This window comes from Brevundimonas intermedia (assembly GCF_004614235.1).
Taxonomy (GTDB): Bacteria; Pseudomonadota; Alphaproteobacteria; order Caulobacterales; family Caulobacteraceae; genus Brevundimonas; species Brevundimonas intermedia_A.
This window is the reverse complement of record NZ_SPVH01000006.1, coordinates 310,988-335,513: the sequence shown is the minus strand read 5'-3', so window position 1 is coordinate 335,513 and position 24,526 is coordinate 310,988. Positions and strand designations below refer to the sequence as shown.

The following is a 24,526-nucleotide window of genomic DNA, read 5'->3' as shown; positions in this document are numbered from 1 at the left end:
GGGCTGTTCAAGCGGGGGCTGGCAGAACCGTTTCAACGCTGGAGGCATTTCCCTTGTCGGAACCGCCGAACCGGCCCGAAAATAAAAGGAGACGATCATGTCCAAGTTGCTGAAGATCACCGCCGCCGTCGCCGCCCCGGTCGTCGCCATGAGCCTGATGGCCGCCCCGGCCTCGGCCCAATCGCGTGACCGCGACGACACCGGCCGCAACGCTCTAATCGGCGCCGCCGTCGGCGGTTTGGCCGGCGCCATCTACGGCAACGGTGACGGCCGCTATATCGCCGGCGGCGCCCTGGGCGGCGCAGCCATCGGCGCGGTGGCGTCGTCGAACCGCGGCTCGGGCTGCGAATATTATCGCGGCGGCCAGTGCTACCGGAACCAGGGCCACTGGGAGCGCGAGCACGGCATCAACAGCCGGGACTCGCGCTACGAACAGCGCCGCGACTACCGCGATTATCGCCGCGAGCAACGCTATGACCGTCGCGACGATCGCCGGGATTACCGTCACGACCGCCGCTGGTAGTCGCGCGGCGATCTGAGAAGAACGAAGGGCTCGGCCGCAAGGCCGGGCCCTTTCTTCGTCAGCCCATCAGCCGCGTCATCAAGGCCGCCGTGGACGCATCCAGATCGGCGGACGGTCCGCCGGCGTCCACGTCCTTCAGGATCGCCTTGGCCAGGACCTTGCCCAGTTCGACGCCCCATTGGTCGAAGCTGTTGATGTCCCATATCACGCCCTCGACGAAGGTCTTGTGCTCATAGAGGGCCAAGAGGGCGCCGAGGGCCTCGGGCGTAAGACGGTCCATCAGGATGGCGGTCGAGGGGCGGTTGCCGGTGAAGGTCCGGTGGGTCGCCAGACGGGTCGCCTCTTCCTCCGACAGGCCCTGGGCCAGGCCTTCCGCCTTGGCCGCCTCGGTCGTCTTGCCCAGCATCAGGGCCTGACCCTGGGCCAGGGCGTTGGACCAGAGCGGCGATTCCGGCGCATCGGCATGGGTTTTGGCGACGATCACGAACTCGGCCGGGACGATCTGCGGGCCTTGGTGGATCTGCTGGAAGAAGGCGTGCTGGCCGTTGGTGCCCGGCTCGCCGAACACGACGGGGCAGGTTTGGCGCGTCACCGGCGTGCCGTCGCGATGCACCCGCTTGCCGTTCGATTCCATCTCCAGCTGCTGCAGGAAGGACGGCAGGCGGCGCAGGGCATGGGCGTAGGGGGCCACGGTGCGGGCGGGCCGGTTCAGGCCGTCGACGTTGAACACCTGAGCCAGGGCCAGCAGGATCGGCGCGTTCTGCTCCAGCGGCGCCGAGACGAAATGGTCATCCATAGCGGCGGCGCCCGCCAGCATCTGTTCGAACACGTCCCAACCCAGGGCGATGCCGCACGACAGGCTGACCGCCGACCACAGCGAATACCGCCCACCGACCCAGTCCCGGAACGCGAAGGTGCGGCCGCAGCCGAAGGCCGCCGCCTTGTCCGGCGCCGCCGTCACCCCGATGAAGTGTTTGGTCATCCCCTCGGCCGGCAGGGATGCGGCCAGCCACGCCTTGGCCGCCTCGGCGTTGGCCAGGGTTTCCTGAGTGGTGAAGGTCTTGGACACGACCACCACCAGGGTGGTTTCGGGGTCCAGTCCCGTCAGGGCCTCGGCCATGTCGCGCGGGTCGATATTGGCGACGAACCGCAGGTCTATGGCAGGGTCCAGCGGACGCAGGGCGTCCCACACCACGCGCGGCCCCAGGTCAGACCCGCCGATGCCGACATGGACGATGGCCTCGAACCTGCGCCCCGTCGCGCCGGCCTCGGCGCCCGAACGCACGGCGTCGGCATAGGCCTTCATGTCCGCCCGCACCGCGTCCACCTCGGCAGAGACCGGCTCGCCCAGGGCGTGGAAATCCGCGCCCGGCGCGGCGCGCAGGGCGGGGTGCAGCACGGCACGCCCCTCGGTCAGGTTGACGGCCTCGCCGGCGAACAGGGCGGCGCGTCTTGCCTCGACATCCGACGCACCGGCCAGATCCAGACAGGCCTCGAAGGCGGCTTTCGTCCAGCTCTGTTTCGACAGGTCCAGATAGAGCCCCGCCGCCTCGACCGACATCCGCGCCAGCCGCTCGGGATCGGCGGCGAACTGATCCACGATCCGGGTCTGGCCCGCCTCGGCGGCGGTGCGATCGAATGTCTTCCAGGCGTCGTCGCGGCTCATGGCGTCCTCGGTCGATGATGTGGGCGTTGGAGAGGGTAAACACTCGTTTACGGGTCGGCGGTATTTAGGTTCAACGTCCTAGCGGACGGTGAAACAGGAAGTCATCCCCATGTCTTGCGGCCTCGCGCTTTCGATCGCCCTGGCGATGTCCAATCCCGCCGTCGCCCTGGCGGCGGATCAGCCGCCGGCCGCCGTCGGCGCGCCGATCTCTGTGGCGGGCGAGCCCCTGTTCGCCGACATCATCTCGCGCTCGACCAGCCTGAAGGCCATGGTGGACGGCTGGGCCGCCGCCAAGGCCGCCGACGACGCCGCATTCTTCACCAGCCAGGCCTTCACCGGATTCAAGGCCCAGGCCGAACAGCTGGCCGCGCTCGACATGCAGGGCCACCTGATCCTGAAGGAACGCGGCACCGACGGCGACCTGAAATGCATCCTGCGCGGCATTTCCGAGGACATGCCCAAGAAGGTCCAGGCCGTTCAGGCCGCCGCCAGCCCGGCCGAACGCGCCGTCGCCCTGTCGGAACTTTCCTACCTGCTGAACGACAACGTCGAAGTCATCACCGCCCCGCCGCAGCCGGAAGTCTGACGCCATCTAGAGGGCGTTCAGCGTCTCCAGCACGCCCTTGCCGTAGCGATCCAGCTTGGACTGGCCGACGCCGGATATGGCGCCGAGGCTGTTCAGGTCGCCCGGCTCCGCCTGGGCGATTTCCAGCAGGGTCTTGTCCTGGAAGATGACATAGGGCGGGACGTGCTGTTCAGAGGCGCGGTCGCGGCGCCAGGCGCGCAGGGCCTCGAACCGGGAGCGGACGTCGGCGTCCATGGTCTCCAGGGCGGCGTTACGGCCCTCGCCGGTCCGGTCGCGGCGATTGCGCGGATTGCCCGAGCGGGTGCCCGCATCGAAGCCTGCGGGGACGCGGCGCACCTCGATCTTGCGTTCGGTCTTGTAGACCGCGCGCACCGCCTCGCCGTCGCCCAGTCCGACCAGGGGCTTGCCGTCGTTGGCGTCCTCGACCAGCATGCCTTCGAACAGCAGGTGATCGACGATGTCGCGCCAGCCGTTGGGCGAGATGTCGGCGCCGATGCCCCAGGTGGACAGCTGCTGCTCCCACGGCTGGACCGCCTTGGTGCGGCCGGTCAGGTGGTCGACGATCCGTCCCCGCCCGAACCGGCCGCCCAGCCGCTGCACCGCCGCCAGGGCCTTTTGCGCGGGGACGGTGGCGTCATAGAGCTGGGGCGGGTCGCCGCAGATGTCGCAGACGCCGCAAGGCTCCGCGTCGGTCTCGCCGAAATAGCGCCGCACGGCCTGGGCGCGGCAGACGGCGCCGTCCAGCATGGCGAACAGCTGGCGCGCCTTGCGCACCTGGACCTGTTTGACCTCCTCGGCCATCGGGCGGCTGTCCAACCGGCGCAGGGCCCAGGCGATGTCTGAGGGGCCGTACAGGGTGATGCCCTCGGCCGGTTCGCCGTCGCGGCCGCCCCGACCGATCTCCTGCCAATAGGCCTCCAGGCTGCCCGGCGGATCGGCGTGGATGACGAAGCGCACGTCGGCCTTGTCGACCCCCATGCCGAAGGCGATGGTGGCGACCATGACGGCGCCTTCCTCGGCCAGGAACCGTTCCAGCCGGCGGTCCCGCTCCTTGTTGTCCATGCCGGCGTGATAGGCGATGGCGTTGGTCCCGGCGTCGCGCAACGCCTGAGCCACGCGGTCGCAGCCGTCGCGGCTGCCGCAATAGACCACGCCCGGCTTGCCCCGCCGCTCGCGCACCAGTTCGATGACGCGGGCGTCGGTCTTGGCGCGCGAGGCGCTCTCCTTGCGCTCGGCCGACAGTTGCAGGTTCGGGCGGGCGAAACTGTCGACGAAGACCTTGGCCTCTTCCAGCCGCAGCGAGCGCAGGATGTCGTCGCGGGTGCGGGCGTCGGCCGTGGCGGTCACGGCGATGCGCGGCACATGGGGGAAGCGCTCGGCCAGCAGACCCAGGTTGCGATAGTCGGGGCGGAAGTCGTGGCCCCATTGCGAGACGCAGTGGGCCTCGTCGATGGCGATGAGGCTGAGGGGAAGCTCGGCCAGCCGGTCCATCATGGCCCCCGCCGCCAGGCCTTCGGGCGAGACATAGAGCAGGTCCAGTTCGCCGGAGCGGGCGGCGGCCCAGATCGCCGAACGTTCGTCCATCGAGACGCCGGAATCGAGACGTGCGGCGGCGACCCCCTGTTGCTTCAACGCCTCGACCTGGTCGGTCATCAGGGCGATCAACGGCGAGACCACCAGACCCAGGCCGGGGCGCAGGATGGCCGGGATCTGATAGCAGACGCTCTTGCCGCCGCCGGTCGGCAGCACGGCCAAAACGTCGCCGCCGGACAGGATCTGCTCGACCACCTGGCCCTGCATGCCGCGAAAATCGGCGTGGCCCCAGACACGCGACAGCAGGGCCCGCGCGTCGTTCAGGTCAGGCGTATCGGTCGAGGAGAACTGGGGCTGCGTGGCCGGCATCCTTAAGCTGTGCACTCTTTGTTCCCGCAAGCGAAGTCCCACAGGCGGCGAGAGGCGGCCTGTGGTCCCATCGGATGGGGATTAATTCAGTGGCCCGTTCAATGAGCCGGGGCTTCGGCGAACTGGCCGCCGACGCGGTAGCGCCACAGATAGGAGGGGGCGATGGCCGCCATGCCGGCCGGATGGTCGATGCCCAGGTCGCTCAGGCCCAGAGCGTCGGGGGCCACGAAATTGTCCTTCTCCAGCATCAGCACCTGATCGCGGGTCAGCGGCGGGGTGACGCCGACGAACCGGCTAAGTTGCAGCAGCGAGCCCAGCGGCCTGGCGAAGACGAAGGGCACGGAGACCAGCATCCGGTCGCGGCCGGTCTCGCGGCGCACCAGTTCCAGCACTTCGCGGAAGGTGTAGAGGCTCGGCCCGCCGAGTTCGAAGGTGCGGCCCGCCGCATCGACGCGGGTCACGCCGCGCGCGATGGCCTCGGCCACATCGCCGACATAGACGGGCTGGAACCGGGTCTCCCCGCCGCCGATCAGCGGCAGGAAAGGCGACATCGTCGCCATGGCGGCGAAGCGGTTCAGGAAGCCGTCGCCGGCGCCGAACACCAGCGAAGGCCGCAGGATCACCGCGTCAGGATAGACGGCGCGCACGGCCTCTTCGGCCTTGGCCTTGGTGCGGCCGTAGGCCGAGGGGCTGGCGGCGTCGGCGCCGATGGCCGAAATCTGGACCAGGCGCTGGACGCCCGCCGCCCTGGCGGCCGAGGCGATGGTCGCCGCCGCCTCGGTATGGACGGCGTCGAAGCCGCGCTTGCCGCCTGCGTCGTGCAGGACGCCGACCAGATTGACCACGGCGTCCGCGCCACGCACGGCCTGCGCCACATCCGCCGGGTTGGTGATGTCGCAGCGCATGAACTGGATCTGGCCGGGATCGCCCAGCGGCTGGATCTCGATGGCCAGGACCGGGTTGCGCACGGCCACGCGAATGCGCCAGCCGCGACGCGCCAGGGCGCGCACCGCCTGCGACCCGATAAAGCCCGATCCTCCGAAGAGAGTCACGACGCCGGGGGCGAGGTCAGCCATGGGGAAAAGCTCCAGTCGAAATCCGTGTCGGCGGGATAGACGATAGGGCGCCGCACCGCAACGCAAGGGGCGGATTCCGTCATGGAGACAAACGGCTTCGGCCTCGCGCTTTCGCTGCGAAGGTGTTGGAGGGCTGGGCGGAGCGCCGGGCCTTCGCCTGGAGTGTGATTGTGTTGTTACCGTTTCGACGAAGGGTATGACGCTCCGCGCGGGTGGTTGGCCTGCAAGCTCGGGGCGTCGAGCGGTGGCGGTCTTATCGCCTAACCCCATAAGCCTGCGACGGGTCGGCGGGGTCTGCGAACCCCGTCCCGAGTGCGATCGAGTATCCCCCTCGACCCTCCGACACCGCTCCATGAGTCGATGTCAGCGCGGAGGGATTTCACCCCCGCTCCCGTTCCATCCGCTCCCGCCGCCGCAAGGTCGCAGGCCTTACGAGCCCTCCGGGCGACGGGACGGGTGTATTATGCGGCGGTTTGACCCCATGGGCAGGAGAAGGGGGACATAAATCGGCAAGCGATTGAAATCGCTGCGAATGAACCAGCGTCATTGTGATGGCTGCGGTCAAACCAGCGCTACGAGTTCCTTCTCCCCTTGGGGGAGAAGGTGGGGCCGGAGGCCTCGGATGAGGGGTATCTATCCGCCTCGAAACGGTGAGGGAGAGGCTGCGGAACCAACCCCCTCATCCGTCTCGCTCCGCGAGCCACCTTCTCCCCCGAGGGGAGAAGGAACATCTCTTCGTATACTACGGACGACCCACCAGTTGATCGACCGAACCGCTGGTGACCGGGTGATACAGCGGCCGGGCCTCGGCGTAGATGCGGCGGGCGTTGGCGCGACCCCAGTCGCCCTCGTTCCACAGAGTCTGGAACAGCGGCAGGACGAACTTGCGACGGCCCTGGCTGGTCAGGAACTTTTCAGCCGTGGCGACCGACGGCTGATAGCGATGGGCCAGGGCGATCTGAAGCCAGCCGAAGGTCAGTTCGCTGTTGCCCTCGTTCGCCAGGTTCAGGGTGCGCTCCAGATCGGCCAGCTGCGCATTGGTCAGCCAGTCGGTGTTGGCACGCAGCCCCTCGGGACGCCAGCCCAGGAAACGCTGGCGCTGCTGGGTGTTCCACTCCGCCCACGGAATGGCCGAAGCCGGTCCCTTGTCCTTGAAGAAGGCGACGGCGGCGGCGTCGACGGGCGTGAAGGCGTTCGACACCGGGGCCACGGCGTTGGACGGCAGGCCGGGCTGATAGACCCAGGCGTCCAGTTGCAGTTCGGATTCCAGGGCTGCGTCGCCCTTCACCAGGTTGGTGCGGATGTCGTCCAGGAACATGGCCGTGGTCATCGGGCGATAGGCGTTGCGGTCGAAATAGCCGCGCAGCCAGGCGTCGAACTTGTCGCGCCCAACGACCCGCTCGATGGTGCGCAGGAAGGCCGAACCCTTGTCATAGGCGATGGTGTTCATGCCGTCGTCGGGGTCGCGACCCATCAGGTTCAGGTGCAGACGGGTGTCGTCGGCCGGCAGGGACTTCAGTTCGTCCTGCAGCCCGTCCCAGCTGAGCACCTGTTCCTGAACCGCGCGGTCATAGCCGTAGACCGACTCCATGATCCGGTTCTCGAAATAGGTGGTGAAGCCCTCGTTCAGCCAGAAGTCGTTCCAGGTGGCGTTGGTCACCAGATTGCCCGACCAGGAGTGCGCCAGTTCGTGCGCGACCAGCGAGACCAGCGACTGGTCCCCGGCGATGATGGTCGGGGTGGCGAAGGTCAGTTTGGGGTTTTCCATTCCGCCGAACGGGAAGCTGGGCGGCAGGACCAGCAGGTCGTACCGGCCCCAGCGATAGGGGCCGTACAGTTTCTCGGCCGCGTCCACCATTTCGGCGGTCGGCTCCAGCTCGGCGGCGGCGGCGCGCAGGCGGCTGGGCTCGGTCCAGACCCCGGTGCGCTCGTCGAACGGCGCGAAGGCGATGTCGCCGACGCCGATGGCGATCAGATAGGGCGGGATCGGATTGTTCATCCGGAAGCGCCAGGACTTCATGCCATTGGCAGCCGGCTCGCCCTTGGGCGTCAGATGGTCCGCGCTCATGACCACGGTCAGGTCGGCCGGCGCGGTGATGCGGGCCGAATAGGTCTGGCGGATGCCGGGGCTGTCCTGGGTCGGGACCCAGGTGCGGGTCAGGATCGCCTGACCCTGGCTGAACAGATAGGGTTTTTCGCCGCCCGCCGTCTGGGTCGGGCTGAGCCATTGCAGCGCCGCCGCGTCGGGACGGGTCGAATAGCGGATGGTGATCTTGCGCCGTTCATTGGCGGCGAAGGCCGGGAAATAGATGGTCAGGGGCTGGCCCTTGATGGCGTCGTTGTCGCCGACGACGTAACGCAGCGGCTGACCGGCCGCGTCGCGCACGTCCTGGATGTCCAGGTTGCGGATATCCAGGATCACCTCATTGGCGCCGGGGACCGCCAGGATGTCCAGGGTCGCCGTGCCCGACAGGGTCTTGGCCTCGAAGTTCGCGGTCAGATCCAGGGCCACGTCGACGACGCGGGCGATCTCGGGCCGGGCGTAGGTGTGGCTGTCGACCGCGTCCGGTCCAGGCGCCGGGGCGATAGCGGGCGGCGCCATCGCGGCGCCCCCGGTCGTGGTGGAGCAGGCGCTCAGCCCCATTGCAGCGGCGAGGGCGAGGGCGGAGACGAGACCGAGCGCTTTGCGCTTCATCGAGGTTTTCCTGGGCTGACCGTAACGATTGGCCGGAGAACGCGCGGAAACGCCGAAAAGATCAAGTCTCGGTCAAACCGTCCTCACGCAGCAGCAGCAGGCGGAAGATGATGGGAGCGGAACAGCCGTCCCCGCTCGGCGAACAGCACCCAGCCCAGGGCGATCAGGCCGAAGACGGTGAAGCCGACCGACATCGGAATGGTCGTGCCATTGAACTGCTGACCCACCGCAAAGCCCAGCAGCGAGCCGACGATGGTGGAGATGAAGCCCTGGATCGAGGCCGCCGTGCCCGCGATCTTGCCCATCGTCTCCATCGCCATGGCGCCGAAGTTGCCGGCGATCAGGCCGAAACAGAACATGGTCAGGGTCTGCAGCACGGCGAAGGTCCAGATCGATTCATGCCCGCTGATCGCCACGCCGGCATGGACGGCGGAGATGGCGGTGAAGCCGATCAGGGCCGTGTGCGAAATCTTGCGCGAGCCCAGTTTCACCACCAGCCGCGCATTGACGATCGAGGCCACGGCGATGCCGCCGGCGATCAGGGCGAAGATGGCCGGGAAGGCCGCCTCGGCCTGAAACACGTCGGCGAAGATCTGCTGCGACGAGTTGATGAAGCCGAACAGCGCGCCCGTAATGGCAGTCATGGCCAGGGTGTAGCCGACGGCCGTGCGGTCGGTCAGGGCGATCTTGTAGGCCGCCGTCAGACGCTTGAACTGGATCGGCAGGCGATCCTCGGGCTTCAGCGTCTCGGGCAGGCGCAGGGTCGCCCAGACGATCAACGCCACGCCGATCAGGCCCAGGCCCGCGAAGATCCAGCGCCACGGCCCGACCAGCATGATCAGTTGCCCCAGCGACGGCGCCAGGATCGGCACGCCCAGGAAGACCAGGAAGCTGAAGGACATGACCCGCGCCATGGTGCGGCCCTCGTAACGGTCGCGCACGATGGACACGGCCAGCACGCGGGTGCAGGCGCTGCCCAGACCCTGGCCGATACGGGCCAGGATCAGGGTGTCGAAGGTGGGCGCCAGGGTCGCCAGCAGGCTGAACACCACATAGACGCCGACGCCGAACAGCAGGACGGGCTTGCGCCCAAACCGGTCCGCCAGCGGGCCGTAGAACAGCTGCGCCCCGCCGAACCCGAGCAGATAGGCGGTCACCACCCACTGGCGGTCGTTGTCGGTCGCCACATTCAGGTCCGCGCCGATGTGCGGCAGGGCCGGCAACATCGAGTCGATCGCCAGGGCGTTCAGCGCCATCATCAGGGCGATGAGACAGACGAACTCGACGAAGCCGAGCTCCTTCTTGGCGGGCGCTGACGCGAGGAAAGAAGACATTCGGGCCAGATGCGCCGTCACGCCCCGATCCGCAACCGCAGGCCCGTCACAAATTGCTGCAATGCAGCGAAGTCGCTGGATGCATCAAGACATGACAGCTCGACACTGAGCCACGGCGAATGCAGTCTGAAGGACGGAGCGCCGCCAAATGAAACGCCACATCCTAGCCCTTCTGGCCTTCCCGATCATGCTGTTCGCAGTATCTTGTCGGCCCGCTGAAGTGCAGGGATCGCCCGAAGTCCAAGTCGTAGAGAAGTTTGCCGATCCCAAAGGTATCTGGCGCGACCGACCAGCGGGTTGGGGACGAGCGATTACCGATCCGCCCTTCGCTATGGAAGAATTGGCGAAACGTTGCATTCCCCGCCTTCTGGCGAACTGCGAAACCTTTAGAGGCGGCTATCTGAGCGCTCCTGGACGGCCGCGCATCTACTGGCAACTTCAAGAAGGCGAGGCCGACGAGAACGCCGCGTCCGCTGGCTTCACGCTCTTTGTCGAGTCGAATACGTCGCTCGTCCCGATATTCTGGGCGGTGGAAGCGAACCATTACGAGACTCCAACTGTGTTTTGGCCGGGCGATGGCGCGGACCCGATCATCGCCATCGCCGGCATCATGGAGGGCAACGGGCATTACAACGCCGATGCGCTGTTTCGATGGACGAACGGCCCGCAGACGCTGGTTCCGATCCAGACCGGAAACTGGATCGGCGCCGCCCCCGCACCTCTTCCCGACGACTTCTGGATCAAGAAGGGCTTGGCCTTCAGTTACAATCCATCAGGCCTGCTAAAGGCCGACACAAGCCTGTGGCGATCCGAGGATGGCGACTGCTGTCCGACCGGCGGGCGCGCGAGTCTGATTTTCGCCGTCCGCGACGACGCTCTTGTGCTGACCGACGCGACCTATCTCCCTCCAGAAACGCAAGACTGACCCGAATTTCGCAACGCACCGAAATCGGGATTGAACGGCAGGCGCCTCGCCAAAGCCAAGAAGCTTCGCTAGAGGAAGTCATGACAGAACAGATGACAGCACAGGCGGCGCTGGACCGCCTCGAAACCCTCTACACCCAATCCGTGACCAACCTGCGCGACGCCGTGCGGGATTTCGTCAACACCGGCGCGCGGCCCGATCCGCTGAAACGCGCCGAAGGGGTGTTCGCCTATCCCGAACTTCGCATCCGCTGGGACGGGGATCGTCCCCAGGACCTGGAGCCGCGCGCCTATGCCCGGCTGTCGAAACAGGGAACCTACGCCACCACCATCACGCGGCCGGACCTGTTCCGCCCCTATCTGACCGAACAGCTGGGCCTGCTGGAGCAGGAGTATAATGCGACCTTCGAGGTCGCGGTTTCCAAGCAGGAAATCCCCTTCCCCTATGTGACGGACGGGCTGGAAGTCGCGCTGGACCGGTCGATGACGGCCGCCCTGGCGCGCTGGTTCCCGACCACGGACCTGGCCCATATCGGCGACGAGATCGCCGACGGCCTGTTCGAGATGGGCGGCGACTTCCCCCTGTCGCACTTCGACGGCTTGCGGACCGACTTCTCGCTGGCGCGGCTGAAGCATTACACCGGCACGCCGGTCGATGACGTTCAGTCCTACGTCCTGTTCACCAACTACAATCGCTATGTCGATGAGTTCGTGCGCTGGGCCATCGAACAGCTGCGGACGCCAGGCAGCCCGTATCAGACCCTGTCCTGCGCCGGCGGCGTGGTGATTACGCGCGACACGCCCAACCCCGAGGCGGCGATCAGCGACACGGCCTGGAAGAAGCACCAGATGCCGGCCTATCACCTGACCGCGCCGGGCCATAAGGGCGTGACCCTGGTCAACATCGGCGTCGGCCCGTCCAACGCCAAGACGATCACGGACCACCTCGCCGTCACCCGCCCGCACGTCTGGCTGATGATCGGTCACTGCGGCGGCCTGCGCGCCAGCCAGACCATCGGCGACTATGTGTTGGCCCACGCCTATCTGCGCGACGATCACGTGCTGGACGCGGTCCTGCCGCCGGACATCCCCATCCCGTCGATCGCCGAGGTCCAGCGCGCGCTTTATGACGCCACCAAGTCGGTCAGCGGCATGCCGGGCGACGAGGTCAAGCTGCGCCTGCGCACCGGCACTGTGGTCACCACCGACGACCGGAACTGGGAGCTGCGCTATTCCAAGTCGGCGCTGCGCTTCAATCAGAGCCGCGCCGTCGCCATCGACATGGAAAGCGCCACCATCGCCGCCCAGGGCTATCGCTTCCGCGTGCCCTACGGGACGTTGCTGTGCGTGTCGGACAAGCCGCTGCACGGCGAGATCAAGCTGCCGGGTCAGGCCAACCGCTTCTACGAAGGCTCGATCTCCGAACACCTTCAGATCGGCATCCAGGCCGTGGACCTGATGCGCAAGGAAGGCCCGCGCCTGCACTCGCGCAAGCTTCGCGCCTTCGACGAGCCGCCGTTCCGGTGATCCAACCGTCTCCTCCCCACATCGTGGGGAGGGGGACCGCGAAGCGGTGGAGGGGCTCTTGAAGTCCCACAGGCGCTGGTGATGCGGTGAGAACCCCTCCGTCACGGCGCGAAGAGCGCCGCGCCACCTCCCCATGAAATGGGGAGGAGACAGGTTCAGATCGCCGCCTTCTCCAACTCACCCGGCTCGACAGGGCTGGGCGCGGTGGCGGCGTTTCGCGTGTCCTGGCGGCGCGGCAGTCGCCAGACCTGGTGCGAGCGATAGCTGACGCCATCCCAGGCCAGGGCCGTGACCGTTATGGTCTTGGCGTCCCAGTCGATCTGGTTGAAGCCTGGCGGCGCGCCCCGCTCGCGGTGCGACAGGGTTCCGCACCCGACGGCATAGGAGCAGCGGTCGGCCAGAGGGATCGGCATGGCGAAGGGCACATGGACATGGCCCGTCATGATCAGATCGACGCCGGCCTCGGCGAAGATCAGCGCGGCCTCGTCGCCGCGCTTGACGTCGCCGGTCATCGGCGTGCCGACCATTTCGATCAGCGGATGGTGGCAGGCCAGGATTCTCAGCGCGCCGATCGGCGCCTGACGCAGGGCCTCGGCCGCGCGCCGCGTCTGGTCCAGGTCGATGACGCCCTTGGACCAGTTGGGTCGGGCCTGCCAGCCGCGCGCGGTGACCACGCCGCGCACCATGACGTCCTTGCCAAGGAACTGACCGTCGTGGGCGGGAAAGCCCGTCGCGGTCTCGAAGGCGCGCCACGGATGAAGCACCCGCGCGACGGCGTCCCAATAGGGCACGTCATGATTGCCCACGATGACGAAGCGCGGCTCGGGCATGGCCCGCATCCATTCGCCGGCGGCCGTGAACTCGTCCGGGAACCCCTTTTGCGTGATGTCGCCGGTGATCAGAACCAGGTCGTTGGGCGTGGCGTGAGCGTAGTCCAAGGCGGCGGCGCAGGCGTGTTTGTGTTCGCAACCGAAGTGAACGTCGGAAAACTGGAGAATACGACCCACTAGATGCTGTCCTCGGCCGACGGCGGCCTGGGCGCCAAGGCCTTGAAAGCCTTGGGCACGAAGCGGATGACGGCCTCGGGCTTGAGCAGCAACGGCTCGCCGTCGATCACGGCGGGAATTTTGGAGCGGGCGCGCACCTCGATCAGCTTGGCCGGCCGGGTCGAGACGGCCGGATCCTGACGCCAGTCGCTGAACAGCGCCGTGGCGGCGAGACGGAAGGCTTGGGTCGTGTCGCTGGGGTCCATGGCGGCCGCCTCCAGTCCGATGGGATCCTCCATCGCCTTGGAAATCATCGGGCTGATGAGCACAAGCGCCTCGGTGCGACGTTTTTCGCCGCCGTCCAGGGTGAAGCGCAGCCGGCCCGAGAAGGCGCGTTTCAACGCGCGCCGCCCATATTGCCAGGCCAGCTTGATCTTGCCGGTCCGCATGGCCTCGCGCGCCGGCGCCCACAGGGCAGGCGATCCCAGGATGGCCGCGCAGTAGAAATATTCGCCCTGGACCTCGCCGCCCGAGACGGCCTGGGGCTCGCCCTCCTCCAGCGCGCGCTTCAGAGCCAGCTTCCAGTCGGCGGTGCCATACAGCGCCTTGGGCAGCATGTTCATGGTCCCGCCCGGCAGGGGAGCGATCATCGGACCGTTGGGGCTGGCCTTGGACGCCACCGAGCGCGCCGTGCCGTCGCCGGCCAGGACGAAGATCACGTCCGGTTTGGCCGCGAAGGCGTCGGCGATGATCTGATCGAAGTTCCCGCCCTCGAACGTCATGATCTGCGCCTTCAGATCATAGCCGGCCAGGATCGTCTCGGCCTCGGCCGCAGCGCGTGGCCCGACACTGCCGGACAGCGGATTGACCAGCATCACGGCGTGTCTGATCTGGGCATGAGGCGTCAACGCGGGACGTTCGTCGGCGTCGGAAAGGGTTTGGGCGACATCGGTCATGGCGGCCGAACGCCTCGCGGACGCCGCCGTTCCGTCCAAGCGTCACCATATTTGTGCACACAGCTGCGCGATGCGGAACCTAAGCCGCGAGGATACGTTTGCTGCCCACAGGGGCGAACACCCAGGGACAAAGGATTTCACCATGAACAAGGCGATTATCGCGATTGCCGGCGCCGGCCTTCTGGCTTCGGCCTGCGCCAGCGACCCATACGGCTACAACAACGGCGGCACCAACCAGACCGTCCGCCAAGGCGCCATCGGCGCCGGCCTCGGCGCTGTCGCCGGCGCCATCATCGGCAACAACGTCGGCGGCGGCAACGCAGCCACCGGCGCCCTGATCGGCGGCGCCCTGGGCGGCGCAGCCGGCGCGGTCCGCGGTTCCAACCAAGATCGCAACAACCAGCAGCGCTACCGCGACAATCAAGGCCGTTACTACTACTGCTACGATAATCGCCAGGACGAGTGCTATTGGGACAACGGTCAGCGCCGTTATTGATCAATGATCAGTTGCCGGTCGCGAAAGTCAGCGACCGGCGCTAGGTTGAAGGGGCGGCTTGTCGAAGGACGGGCCGCCTCTTTTGCGTAATGGGCCGGCAAAGCCGGGGAGGGCTGTGATGAAGCGATCGACTGGGCTGGCGATGCTGGCGATGGGACTGCTGGCGGCGTGTGCGCCGACGCCGAAGCGGACGGCGCTGGTGGTGGGGGAATCGCCCTGCGTCTCGGGCCGGTTCGACGTCTATTTCGTCGAGAACCAGGCGCGACTGACCGACGCCGCCACGGTGTTGCTGCAGACCGCCGCCGAAAAGGCCAAGGCATGCCGCGTGAACCATGTTCGGGTGCTGGGCCTGGCCGATGCGACCGGCACGGTCGAGGCCAATCTGAGCCTGTCGCAACGCCGTGCGCTTGCCGTGGCCGAAGCTTTGACCCGTGCGGGCATGCCGGCGCCGGCCTTCGAGGTGAACGCCGCCGGCGATGCGGGCGCCGTCAACGCCTCGGGCGCGGACGAACTGCTGCGCCGCCGCGCCGAAGTGTTCATCGAGACCTCGCCGCGTTGATCTGCGACGGCTGATCTGCGGCGATGAGGTGATGGCGCGGGGGCGACCGAGGGACTAGGTTGCGGCCGCCCCCAACGTCGGAAATCGCCCTTTGCGTCCCCTCGCCTTTCTCGCCGGTCTTTTGCTGTGCCTGCTGTCGCTCTCGACGGTTCAGGCCCAGCCGGTCCAGAGCCAGCCCTCCGGTCTCGTCGCCTTCGGCCCCCAGCGCACTGGGCGGATCGAGGCCGAACTGGTCCCGATGTCGCAGTGGGTCGCGCCGGGTTCGACCACCGTGGTGGCCGTGCGCCAGAAGATCGCGCCGGGCTGGCACACCTATTGGCGCAATCCGGGCGACAGCGGCGGGGCGACCAGCCTGGTCTGGACCCTGCCCGACGGCGTCACGGCCGATCCGATCCTGTGGCCCCTGCCCAGCCGCCAGCGGCTGATGAGCCTGATGAACTACGGCTATTCGGGCGCGGTCCTGCTGCCCGTGCCGATCCATGTGCCGGCGTCGGCGCGGCCGGGCGAGGTGCTGACCCTGACGACGGACGTGCTGTTCCTGGTGTGCAGCGACCAGATGTGCGTGCCCGAGCCGCTGACCCTGTCGCTGGCCCTGCCGGTGCGCGAAGGCGCCGCGCCGCTCGCCAAGCCTTGGGGCGCAGATATCGAGCGGCTGGTCGAGACCGCGCCGCGTCCGGCGGGCATTGAGGCGCGCGTCACTGCCGAAACCGGCAAGCTGACCCTGACCGCGACGGGCGGACCGTTGGCAGGCGCCGACATCGGCCAGGTCTATTTCTACCCCTATGAGGGCGGACGGATCGACCATGCGGCGGTCCAGCCCGGTCGACAGGGGCCGAACGGCCTGACACTGACGCTGACCCCCGGCCGGGAGGCGGCGTCTTCGCCCCTGAGCGGCGTCCTGGCGACCGACAAGGGCGCGTGGGAGATCACGGCCCAGCCCGGTCCGCCGCTGGCCGGCGCCCAGGGACAGGGCGCATTGGCGCCGCTGGACGAGGCGACATCGGCGCCGGCCAGGACAGGCGTTCTGGTCTTTCTTCAGGCCCTGGGCCTGGCCCTGCTGGGCGGGCTGGTGCTGAACCTGATGCCCTGCGTCTTCCCCGTCCTGGCGATGAAGGCGGCGTCGCTGTCGGCGGCGGCGCACGATCCGGCGCGGGCGCGGCGCGACGGCCTGGCCTTCACCGCCGGGGTTCTGGTCAGCTTCCTAGTGCTGGCTGGCGCGCTGCTGGCGCTGAGGGCGGCGGGTCAGGCGATCGGCTGGGGGTTCCAGCTTCAGTCGCCGGGCGTGGTCGCGGCCCTGGTCCTGGTCATGCTGCTGGTAGGGCTGAACCTGTCGGGCGTCTTCCATGTCGGCGCAGGGATGCAGAACGCCGGGTCGGGGCCGCTGTCGCGCCTGCCCGGCGCGGCGGGCGCCTTCTTCACCGGAGTTCTGGCCGTGGTGGTCGCGGCGCCCTGCACAGCGCCCTTCATGGCGGCGGCCCTGGGCGCGGCCCTGGTCCTGCCCTGGCCGATGGCGCTGGCGGTCTTCCTGATGCTGGGGCTGGGTCTGGCCCTGCCCTATCTGGCCATAAGCCTGTCGCCGGGTCTGCTGTCGCGCCTTCCCCGGCCGGGCGTGTGGATGGAGCGCCTGAAAGGCCTGCTGGCCTTTCCCATGTATGGGGCGGCGTTGTGGCTGCTGTGGGTGTTCACGCGACAGGGCGGCGTCGACGCCCTGGGTCTGTTGCTGACGGCGGCGCTGCTGCTGGCTTTCGCCGCCTGGCTGCTGGGGCTGGCCCAAGCCGCCCGCCAGCGGGGCGAGCGGCCCGTGCTGGCCACGATCTGCGCGACCGTCGCCGGCGTCATGGCCATCGGGTTGGCCGGCGCTGCAGCGGGCGCCGCGCGGGAGGCGGACGCCGCGCCCCAGGGCGAGAGCGGTCCCCTCGCCGCCCAGCCCTGGTCGGTTGAGGCGGTGGCCCAGGCGACGGCGGCGGGACGGCCGGTGCTGGTCAACCTGACCGCCGACTGGTGCGTGACCTGCAAGATCAACGAGCGGGCGGCTTTGTCGTCGCCCCGCGTCGCTAAGGCCATGACGCAGGCGAACGCCGCCTATCTGGTCGGCGACTGGACCCGCCGCGACGACGCCATCACGCGCGAACTGCAGGCGCACGGCCGTTCGGGGGTGCCGCTGTATCTGCTGTATCGACCGGGTCAGGCCGAGCCGGAAATCCTGCCGCAACTACTCACCGAAGGCGTCGTGATCGACGCGCTGACGGACTGAAGGATCAGCTCAGGAACCGCTGAACCGCCGCCAGGAACCGCTGCGGCTGTTCGATCATCACCTGGTGCTGGGCGCCTTCGATCCGCTCGAACCGGGCGGTGCGCGGCAGGCCCTGGAAGCCGTAGCGATACAGGCCCTCCAGCCGATTGCGGGGAGCCTCGGTGTCGCGGGTCCAGCCATAGACCACAGTCACCGGCGCGGTGATCTGGGACAGGCGCGGGCGCAGGTCCACGGTCAGGGCCTCGTACAGCCCCTGGGCCAGGACGCGCCGGTCGCCGCCCTGAAGGCCCAGGCCCTGAAACACCATGTCGCCGGCCAGACCCATGTCCACGCCAAAGGCCGCGACCTGGGACTTCAGCGCCTGATCGCCGAACAGCAGCAGGGCCTGATAGCCCAGCCGCGCCAGAGGTTCGACCTGGGCCGAGGTCGCGCGGGCGTCCACCAGAGACGGGAAGAAGGGCGAGGAATCGACCACCATCACCCGACCGATCCGGTCGCCCATGTCGGCCGCTACGCGCAGGGCGATCTGACCGCCCAGCGAATGGCCGATCACGGCGGGACGGTCGATCCGCTGCTCGCGGATATAGCGTTCGATCTCGCTGGCGGCCGGGCCGGCCAGACCGCCGCTGACATTGTCACCGATATCGGTTTCGCCGAAGCCGCGCACGGTGACCAGATGCACCCGGTAGCAGTCATCCAGCCGATCCGCCGTCGAGCGCCAGGCCGACCCCGTCGAGCCCAGGCCGGGGATGAAGATGATGTCCGGCCCCGTCCCGCGCGTCTCGACGATGATGCGGCTGGAACTGAAGGCCGGCGCCTGTACCGGCAGCCGACCCTGAATCTGGGCTTGAACCTGGGCCTGGGCCGCAGGGACGAAAACGAACAGGGTCGCCACAAGCGAAACGAAGAGACGGATCATCATTCGCCCCTAACGCCCGATCACGGCGATCGGTTGACGGCGCGCTTGCGGCTTATCGCCCCTTGAAGTCGGGTTTGCGCTTTTCGACGAAGGCGGACATGCCCTCCTTCTGGTCCTCGAAGGCGAACAGGGAGTGGAACAGGCGGCGTTCGAACTGGACGCCTTGGGTCAGGGTCGTCTCTAGCGCGGCGTTGACCATCTCCTTGTTAGCCATGACCGCCAGCGGGCTTTGCGAGGCGATCCTGGCGGCGATCTTGCGCGTTTCGTCCAGCAGGGTGTCGTGCGGGAAGATGCGCGAGGCGAGGCCGGCGCGTTCCGCCTCGGTGGCGTCCATCATGCGGGCGGTCAGGACCATATCCATGGCTTTGGACTTGCCCACCAGGCGGGTAAGGCGCTGCGAACCCCCGATGCCGGGGGCGACGCCGAGGTTGATCTCGGGCTGGCCGAACTTCGCCTTCTCGCTGGCGACGATGAAGTCGCACAGCATGGCCAGTTCGCAGCCGCCGCCCAGGGCGAAACCGTTGACGGCCGCGATGATCGGCTTCCTGAAACGAGTGATGCGGTCATGGCCGAGGGCGAAATAGTTGCCCGTATACATCTGGGCGTAGGTCTGATCCGCCATCTCCTTGATGTCGGCGCCGGCGGCGAAGGCCTTTTCGCCCGAGCCGGTCAGGATGAGGCAGCGCACGCCGTCGTCATGTTCAATACTGTCGAGGAAGTCGGCGAGGTCCTTGAACAGGGCCGAGTTCAGGGCGTTCAGCGCCTCTGGCCGGTTCAGGGTCACCACCGCATAGCCGTCGGCGTGGCGTTCGATCAGCAAATTGGAATAGGTCTCGGCCATGGTCGGTCTCCTTCGTTTGCTCGGTCATATCGGATACCGCCCCTTTCGTCATTCCGGGCGAAGGGCCGCTTGGCCCGAAGACCCGGAACCCAGCGGCGCCGAAGGCGAAATGGCTCAGCCAGACCGATATCGCCGCCTGTGTGCGCGACAGGTTGGCTGCTACGCGCCGCCCTTCGGGTCGCGCTCACGCGCACCGCTGGGTTCCGGGTCTGCGCTGCGCTTCGCCCGGAATGACGAAAGGAAGAACGAAAGATCAGCGGCGGGGCATCAGCGCCAGGGTCAAGGCGGCGCGGACCAGTTCGGCGACGACCACCATGGCCAGCAGCAGATTGGCGGCGATCACCTGACCGCGCGCGCCCGACAGGTCCAGCGTCCAGCCGAAGACGGACGACAGGGCCAGAACCAGGGCCGAGAGCAGGATCAGGCCGACCAGCAGCATCAGGGCGACATGCCCCGCCTTCAGCGCCGCCTGAAGCGTCGGCCCCTCGTCCAGCACGCGGGCGCGACGGCGAAACAGGCGCGCGATCAGGCCGGTGGCGGCGGCCTCGGCCACAGCGGCGACGATCAGGGCGGCGACGAACCACCAGACCAGACCGCCCAGGTCCCCGGCGCGCAGCCCCTGAACGAAGTGAAGAAAATAGGCGCCCCAGACCAGGACGCCGACCACCAGACTGATCCACAGATGGATCTTGCGCATCGCTCAGCCCTCCAGCCCGACCATGGCGGCCAGCTTCTGCACCGTGTTCCAGTTGCGGCCTGTGCCGACGCCGATCAGGCGCGGCTGGGCCTTTTCCGCCATCTTCGACCGGCCCAGGCCGTCGGGGTGCCAGAAGAACAGGTCGCCGCCGACGGGCTCGACCCGTTCGTCGCCGGCCGCGAAGCCGCGCAGCGCCTCGACCGCGCCGTCCTTGATTCCGGCCTTCATCACCATGACCAGCAGTTTGGACCCGTTGAGACCGGCTTCGTCCGTGAACGGATTGGCGGCCATCAATGCCGACCATTGTTTGGGCGTGCGCACGATCACGTCGATGGGGCGGCCGAAATGGGCGGCGATCCCCTGCTCCAGCCGCGCCGCGACATAGGCCGGTTCGGCGTCGGTCTCGACCACCAGATTGCCGCTGGCTAATAGGGTGCGGGGATTGGCGAAGCCGGCCTCGACGGCGATGGCCTTCAGCTCGGCCATCGGAACCTTGACCCCGCCGACATTGACGCCGCGCAACAGGCAGATGCGGTCGCTCATACCTTACGCCTTCTGGCAGGAGGGGCAGTAGAAGGTGGAGCGGCCGCCCTGGACGATACGGGCGACGACGCCGGTGCATTTTTCGCCCCGACACGGCTCGCCCTCGCGGCCATAGACGTCGAACCGGTGCTGGAAATAGCCCTGGCCGCCCTCGGCGTTGGCGAAGTCGCGCAGGGTCGAGCCGCCCGCCGCGATGGCGTCGTTCAGCACGTTGCGGACCTCGGCCGCCAGTCGTTCCAGCCGCGCCTTCGACACCTTGCCGGCCGCGACCAGGGGCGAGATGCGGGCGCGGTAAAGCGCCTCGCACACATAGATATTGCCCAGGCCGGACACGATCCGCTGGTCCAGCAGACTGACCTTGATGTTCTGCTTCTTGCCCGCGAAGGCCTCGACCAGATGGGCGCCGGAAAAACCGTTGCCCAGGGGTTCGGGACCCAGGCCGGCGAACCAGGGATGGGTCTCGACCTGGTCGGTGGGGATCAGGCCCATGAAGCCGAACCGGCGGGCGTCGGCATAGCCGATGCGGGTCGCGGCGCCGTCGCGGATGGCGCAGCCGCTGAAGTGCTCGTGCTTGCCGGCGATGGGCGCCGCCTCCTCGAACTCGCCCAGCAGGGTTCCGTCCAGGGTGAAGCGGCCGGTCATGCCCAGGTGTGTGATCCAGGTCTCGCCGGTCGACAGCGGCATGAGCAGATATTTGGCCCGGCGGTCGATCCGCTGGACCGTCGCCCCCTCCAGCCGTTCGACGAACCGCTCGGGGAAGGGAAAACGCAGGTCGGGCCGGTTGATCCGCACCCGCGACAGGCGCGCGCCCGCCAGCACCGGCGTCAGGCCGCGTCGGACGGTTTCGACCTCGGGAAGTTCAGGCATGAGGTGGTCCTAGCCCGTCCCGACCGCCGGGCCAAGCCGATGGCCGGCGCCCATCTCGTCGCGGCCTGTTGCCGCCTGCGACATAATGCGCTTACGTCCGCGCGAACGTGGGAATTCGCCGATGACAGACGCCGCCGCCGCCCCCAAGGGTCGGCTTGAACTCACCCTCCGCGCCCTGATTTTGGGCGTCCTGTTGGCCGTGGTCTTCACCGCCGCCAACACCTACCTGGGCCTGAAGGTGGGTCTGACCTTCGCCTCGGCCATTCCGGCGGCGGTCATTTCGATGGCGATCCTGCGCGGTTTCCGCACCTCGACCATCTGGGAGAACATGACCGTCCAGACCGTCGCCTCGGTCGGCGGCGCCATGAGTTCGATCATCTTCGTCCTGCCCGGCCTGGTGATGATCGGCTGGTGGCTGGAGTTTCCGTTCTGGGAATCGACCCTGATCTGCATTTTCGGCGGCATTCTGGGGGTGACCTTCTCGATCCCGCTGCGCCGCGCCCTGGTGACCAACGGCGGCCTGCCCTACCCCGAGGGCGTCGCCGCCGCCGAGGTGCTGAAGGTCGGCTCGCGCGGCGCCGAACAGACCGAAAGCGCCGTGCGCGAGAACAAGTCCGGCCTGTGGGTCGTGGTCGCGGGCGCCGTGGTGTCTTCGGGCTACGCCCTGCTGGTCGCCGGTCGCGTGTTTGCGGGCGAGGCGGCCAAGTTCTTCAAGCTTCCAGCCGCCTTGGGCGGCGGCGCGACCGGCGTCGGCTTCGGCATGCAGTTCGCCCTGCTGGGCGCCGGGCACCTGATCGGCCTGACGGTCGGCCTGGCCCAGCTGTTCGGCCTGATCCTGGCCTGGGTCATCGCCGTGCCGATCCTGACCAGCCCCGACACCATCGCCTGGCTGACGGCGCACGGCCTGCCCTCGATCGCGGCGACCCTGCCCGCCGGCACGCCTGCCGAGGAACTGGCCATGACGGTCTGGAGCCGTGAGGTCCGCTTCATGGGCGCCGGCGTCATCGGCGTGGCGGCGATCTGGACCCTGATCAAGCTGGCCGGGCCGCTGATCGGCGGCCTGACCTCGGCCCTGGCGGCCCAGTCCAAGCGTTCGCACGGCGAGGTGCTGGAACGCGCCGAACAGGATATTCCGATCAAGATCGTCGGCGCCGTGTCGGTGGCGGCCCTGATCGCCATCGCCGGACTGTTGACCTGGATCGCCCTGGCCTCGCCGACGCTGGCGGCGTCCGCGCCCCTGCTGGTCATCGGCGGCCTGGTCTATGTGGTGCTGATCGGTTTCGCGGTGGCGGCCATCTGCGGATACATGGCCGGCCTTATCGGCTCGTCGAACAGCCCCGTCTCAGGCGTCGGCATCCTGGCCATCATCGTGGCCTCGCTGCTGATGCTGGGCGTGATGAAGATCGCGGGCGTGCCGGCCGACGGCTCGATCATCGCCTTCGCCCTGATCGTGACGGCGGTCGTCTTCGCCGTCGCCGTCATCGCCAACGACAACCTTCAGGATCTGAAGACCGGCCAGCTGGTCGACGCCACGCCGTGGCGCCAGCAGTTAGCCCTGATCGTCGGCGTCATCGCCGGCGCCCTGGTCATCCCCTTTATCCTGAACAAGCTGAACGGCGCCTTCGGGTTCGAGGGCGGCCCTCCCGGCATCGCCAACGAGCCGCTGGCGGCCCCCCAGGCGACCCTGATCTCGGCCCTGGCGCGCGGCGTCATCGGCGGCGACCTGCGCTGGGACCTGATCGGCCTGGGCGCGGTGATCGGCGTGGTCATCATCGTGCTGGACGCCGTCGTGTCCAAATCGACCAAGGGCAAGGTCAAGCTGCCGCCGTTGGCCGTGGGCATCGGCTTTTATCTGCCGGCGGCGGTGACGACGATGCTGGTCATCGGCGCCGTGGTCGGCTGGTTCTATGACAAGGCGGTCAAGACGACCCGGTTCGCCGACGTGGCGCGCCGCATGGGCGTGCTGCTGGCGTCCGGCCTGATCGTGGGCGAGAGCCTGTTCGGCGTCTTCTACGCCAGCGTCATCGTCGGCACGAACAGTGAAGCGCCCTTCGCCATGATCCCCGAAGGCTCCGGCTGGCCCGCCATGCTGGCCGGGATCGTCGTCTTCGCGGCGGCGGTGTTCGGCCTCTACAGCTGGACGCGCAAACGGGCCGAGAAGGTCTGATTTTCTCCCTCCCCTTCATGGGGAGGGACGATCGCGAAGCGATCAGGGTGGGGCTAGACAGGGCGAGCGCGAAGTCCTTGACGGCCCCACCCGGGCTGCGCTCCGCTTCGCCGTCCCTCCCCATGAAGGGGAGGGAGATGACCGGGTCAGGCCCGCGTGGCGACCATCATATAGTTGATGCCTGCATCGTCGCTCTGGCTCCAGCGGTCGTGCAGCGGGTCGTAGTTGAGGCCGTACGGCCCCTCGACCGTCACGGGCTCGGCCGCCAGCATCGCCCGGATCTCGTCGGGCTTCAGGAACTGGAGCCAGTCGTGCGTCCCGGCCGGGACCCAGCGCAGGATGTATTCCGCCGCGACCTTGCCCAGGGCCAGCGACTTCAACGTGCGGTTCAGGGTGGCGACCATCATGACGCCGCCCGGCCGAACCAGGCGCGAACAGGCGCGCACGAAGGCTTCGGGATCGGCGACATGCTCGATCACCTCCATGGTCAGGACCACGTCGAACGGCCCCGCGCCCTCGGCCTCGATCTGTTCGACCGTGGCGGCGCGATAGGCGATGTCCAACCCGACCATGTCGGCGTGCGCCCGCGCCGTGCCGATGTTCTCGGACGAGGCGTCGATGGCGCTGACGGAAAAGCCCATCCGCCGCATGGGCTCGGCGATCAGTCCCCCGCCGCATCCGACGTCCAGCAGGGTCAGCCCCTCGAAGGGCGCGCGCGCCCTGGGGTCGCGGCCCAGGCGGGTGCAAAGCTGATCGCGGATCAGGGCCAGACGCGCCGGGTTGAACCGGTGAAGGGGCGCGAACGGCCCGTTCGCATCCCACCATTCGGCCGCCTGGGCCGAGAAGCGGGCCACGTCGGCGGGGTCGATCGATGCGCCGAACGCGCCTTCGGACGAATTTTGCGAAAAACCATGCCCTTCGCGGGGTAGGCGAGACGGTGCGGCGTCGCTAGAAGCGGTCATGCGCGAGGGATGAACCTTCGCGCCCTTTCACGCAAGCAGGGGGCGG

21 protein-coding genes are annotated in these 24,526 nt (G+C 68.0%); 8 read left to right on the top strand and 13 right to left on the bottom strand.

Annotation, left to right across the window (positions count from 1 at the left end):
* The first annotated feature begins 97 nt into the window (after window positions 1-97).
* On the top strand, window positions 98-523 hold the full coding sequence (locus tag EGY25_RS07930) for a hypothetical protein (RefSeq protein ID WP_135194467.1): 426 nt from the start codon (window positions 98-100) through the stop codon (window positions 521-523).
* A 58-nt stretch (window positions 524-581) separates the two neighbouring features.
* Here the strand turns inward: EGY25_RS07930 and pgi are convergent, their stop codons facing one another.
* Entirely contained in the window at window positions 582-2,189 is a 1,608-nt protein-coding gene (gene pgi, locus EGY25_RS07925; RefSeq protein WP_135194466.1) for a glucose-6-phosphate isomerase, read from the bottom strand.
* Window positions 2,190-2,298: 109 nt separating this feature from the next.
* Between pgi and EGY25_RS07920 the strand changes: the two genes are divergently transcribed.
* Window positions 2,299-2,775, top strand: a complete 477-nt coding sequence (locus tag EGY25_RS07920) for a hypothetical protein (protein ID WP_135194465.1) — start codon at window positions 2,299-2,301, stop codon at window positions 2,773-2,775.
* Between the two features lie 6 nt (window positions 2,776-2,781).
* Here EGY25_RS07920 and recQ read toward each other — a convergent pair whose 3' ends face one another.
* The 4 genes from recQ to EGY25_RS07900 form a co-directional block, all read right to left on the bottom strand.
* Window positions 2,782-4,677: a DNA helicase RecQ gene (recQ, locus tag EGY25_RS07915; RefSeq protein WP_135194464.1), complete on the bottom strand. Its 1,896-nt coding sequence runs from the start codon at window positions 4,675-4,677 to the stop codon at window positions 2,782-2,784.
* A 98-nt stretch (window positions 4,678-4,775) separates the two neighbouring features.
* A complete protein-coding gene (locus EGY25_RS07910; RefSeq protein ID WP_135194463.1) occupies window positions 4,776-5,753 on the bottom strand; it encodes a complex I NDUFA9 subunit family protein in 978 nt (325 codons plus the stop codon).
* Between the two features lie 742 nt (window positions 5,754-6,495).
* Window positions 6,496-8,448: a M1 family metallopeptidase gene (locus tag EGY25_RS07905; protein ID WP_135194462.1), complete on the bottom strand. Its 1,953-nt coding sequence runs from the start codon at window positions 8,446-8,448 to the stop codon at window positions 6,496-6,498.
* Between the two features lie 83 nt (window positions 8,449-8,531).
* Window positions 8,532-9,782, bottom strand: a complete 1,251-nt coding sequence (locus tag EGY25_RS07900; RefSeq protein ID WP_135194461.1) for a multidrug effflux MFS transporter — start codon at window positions 9,780-9,782, stop codon at window positions 8,532-8,534.
* A gap of 148 nt (window positions 9,783-9,930) precedes the next feature.
* Between EGY25_RS07900 and EGY25_RS07895 the strand changes: the two genes are divergently transcribed.
* Complete coding sequence (locus EGY25_RS07895; RefSeq protein WP_135194460.1) at window positions 9,931-10,707, top strand: hypothetical protein; 777 nt, start codon at window positions 9,931-9,933, stop codon at window positions 10,705-10,707.
* Between the two features lie 80 nt (window positions 10,708-10,787).
* The gene (locus EGY25_RS07890) at window positions 10,788-12,233 is read left to right on the top strand and encodes an AMP nucleosidase (RefSeq protein ID WP_135194459.1); all 1,446 of its coding nucleotides are present in this window, start codon (window positions 10,788-10,790) and stop codon (window positions 12,231-12,233) included.
* A gap of 155 nt (window positions 12,234-12,388) precedes the next feature.
* On the opposite strand, the gene EGY25_RS07885 is transcribed toward EGY25_RS07890, so the two are convergent.
* Window positions 12,389-13,240, bottom strand: a complete 852-nt coding sequence (locus EGY25_RS07885) for a metallophosphoesterase family protein (RefSeq protein ID WP_135194458.1) — start codon at window positions 13,238-13,240, stop codon at window positions 12,389-12,391.
* On the bottom strand, window positions 13,240-14,175 hold the full coding sequence (locus EGY25_RS07880; protein WP_135194457.1) for a diacylglycerol/lipid kinase family protein: 936 nt from the start codon (window positions 14,173-14,175) through the stop codon (window positions 13,240-13,242). Before EGY25_RS07880 ends, EGY25_RS07885 begins: the two co-directional genes overlap by 1 nt.
* A gap of 142 nt (window positions 14,176-14,317) precedes the next feature.
* Here EGY25_RS07880 and EGY25_RS07875 point away from each other — a divergent pair, with 142 nt between their 5' ends.
* From EGY25_RS07875 to EGY25_RS07865, 3 genes are all read left to right on the top strand, one after another.
* Window positions 14,318-14,671, top strand: a complete 354-nt coding sequence (locus tag EGY25_RS07875; RefSeq protein WP_135194456.1) for a glycine zipper domain-containing protein — start codon at window positions 14,318-14,320, stop codon at window positions 14,669-14,671.
* A 118-nt stretch (window positions 14,672-14,789) separates the two neighbouring features.
* Entirely contained in the window at window positions 14,790-15,230 is a 441-nt protein-coding gene (locus tag EGY25_RS07870) for an OmpA family protein (protein ID WP_135194455.1), read from the top strand.
* Window positions 15,231-15,321: 91 nt separating this feature from the next.
* The gene (locus EGY25_RS07865; RefSeq protein ID WP_245159395.1) at window positions 15,322-17,484 is read left to right on the top strand and encodes a protein-disulfide reductase DsbD family protein; all 2,163 of its coding nucleotides are present in this window, start codon (window positions 15,322-15,324) and stop codon (window positions 17,482-17,484) included.
* A 4-nt stretch (window positions 17,485-17,488) separates the two neighbouring features.
* Here EGY25_RS07865 and EGY25_RS07860 read toward each other — a convergent pair whose 3' ends face one another.
* From EGY25_RS07860 to mutM, 5 genes are all read right to left on the bottom strand, one after another.
* Window positions 17,489-18,403: an alpha/beta fold hydrolase gene (locus EGY25_RS07860; RefSeq protein WP_209308020.1), complete on the bottom strand. Its 915-nt coding sequence runs from the start codon at window positions 18,401-18,403 to the stop codon at window positions 17,489-17,491.
* A 52-nt stretch (window positions 18,404-18,455) separates the two neighbouring features.
* A complete protein-coding gene (locus tag EGY25_RS07855; RefSeq protein ID WP_135194453.1) occupies window positions 18,456-19,244 on the bottom strand; it encodes an enoyl-CoA hydratase-related protein in 789 nt (262 codons plus the stop codon).
* 253 nt (window positions 19,245-19,497) lie between these two features.
* Window positions 19,498-19,941 (bottom strand): hypothetical protein, encoded by a 444-nt coding sequence (locus EGY25_RS07850; protein ID WP_135194452.1) that lies wholly within the window; start codon window positions 19,939-19,941, stop codon window positions 19,498-19,500.
* A 3-nt stretch (window positions 19,942-19,944) separates the two neighbouring features.
* Window positions 19,945-20,484: a DUF1697 domain-containing protein gene (locus EGY25_RS07845; RefSeq protein ID WP_135194451.1), complete on the bottom strand. Its 540-nt coding sequence runs from the start codon at window positions 20,482-20,484 to the stop codon at window positions 19,945-19,947.
* 3 nt (window positions 20,485-20,487) lie between these two features.
* Complete coding sequence (gene mutM / locus EGY25_RS07840; protein ID WP_135194450.1) at window positions 20,488-21,351, bottom strand: bifunctional DNA-formamidopyrimidine glycosylase/DNA-(apurinic or apyrimidinic site) lyase; 864 nt, start codon at window positions 21,349-21,351, stop codon at window positions 20,488-20,490.
* 121 nt (window positions 21,352-21,472) lie between these two features.
* Here mutM and EGY25_RS07835 point away from each other — a divergent pair, with 121 nt between their 5' ends.
* Window positions 21,473-23,518 carry an OPT family oligopeptide transporter gene (locus tag EGY25_RS07835; RefSeq protein ID WP_135194449.1) on the top strand — a complete coding sequence of 682 codons (2,046 nt, stop codon included), beginning with the start codon at window positions 21,473-21,475 and terminating at the stop codon, window positions 23,516-23,518.
* Between the two features lie 146 nt (window positions 23,519-23,664).
* Here EGY25_RS07835 and ubiG read toward each other — a convergent pair whose 3' ends face one another.
* Window positions 23,665-24,480, bottom strand: a complete 816-nt coding sequence (gene ubiG / locus EGY25_RS07830) for a bifunctional 2-polyprenyl-6-hydroxyphenol methylase/3-demethylubiquinol 3-O-methyltransferase UbiG (RefSeq protein ID WP_135194448.1) — start codon at window positions 24,478-24,480, stop codon at window positions 23,665-23,667.
* Window positions 24,481-24,526: the final 46 nt, after the last annotated feature.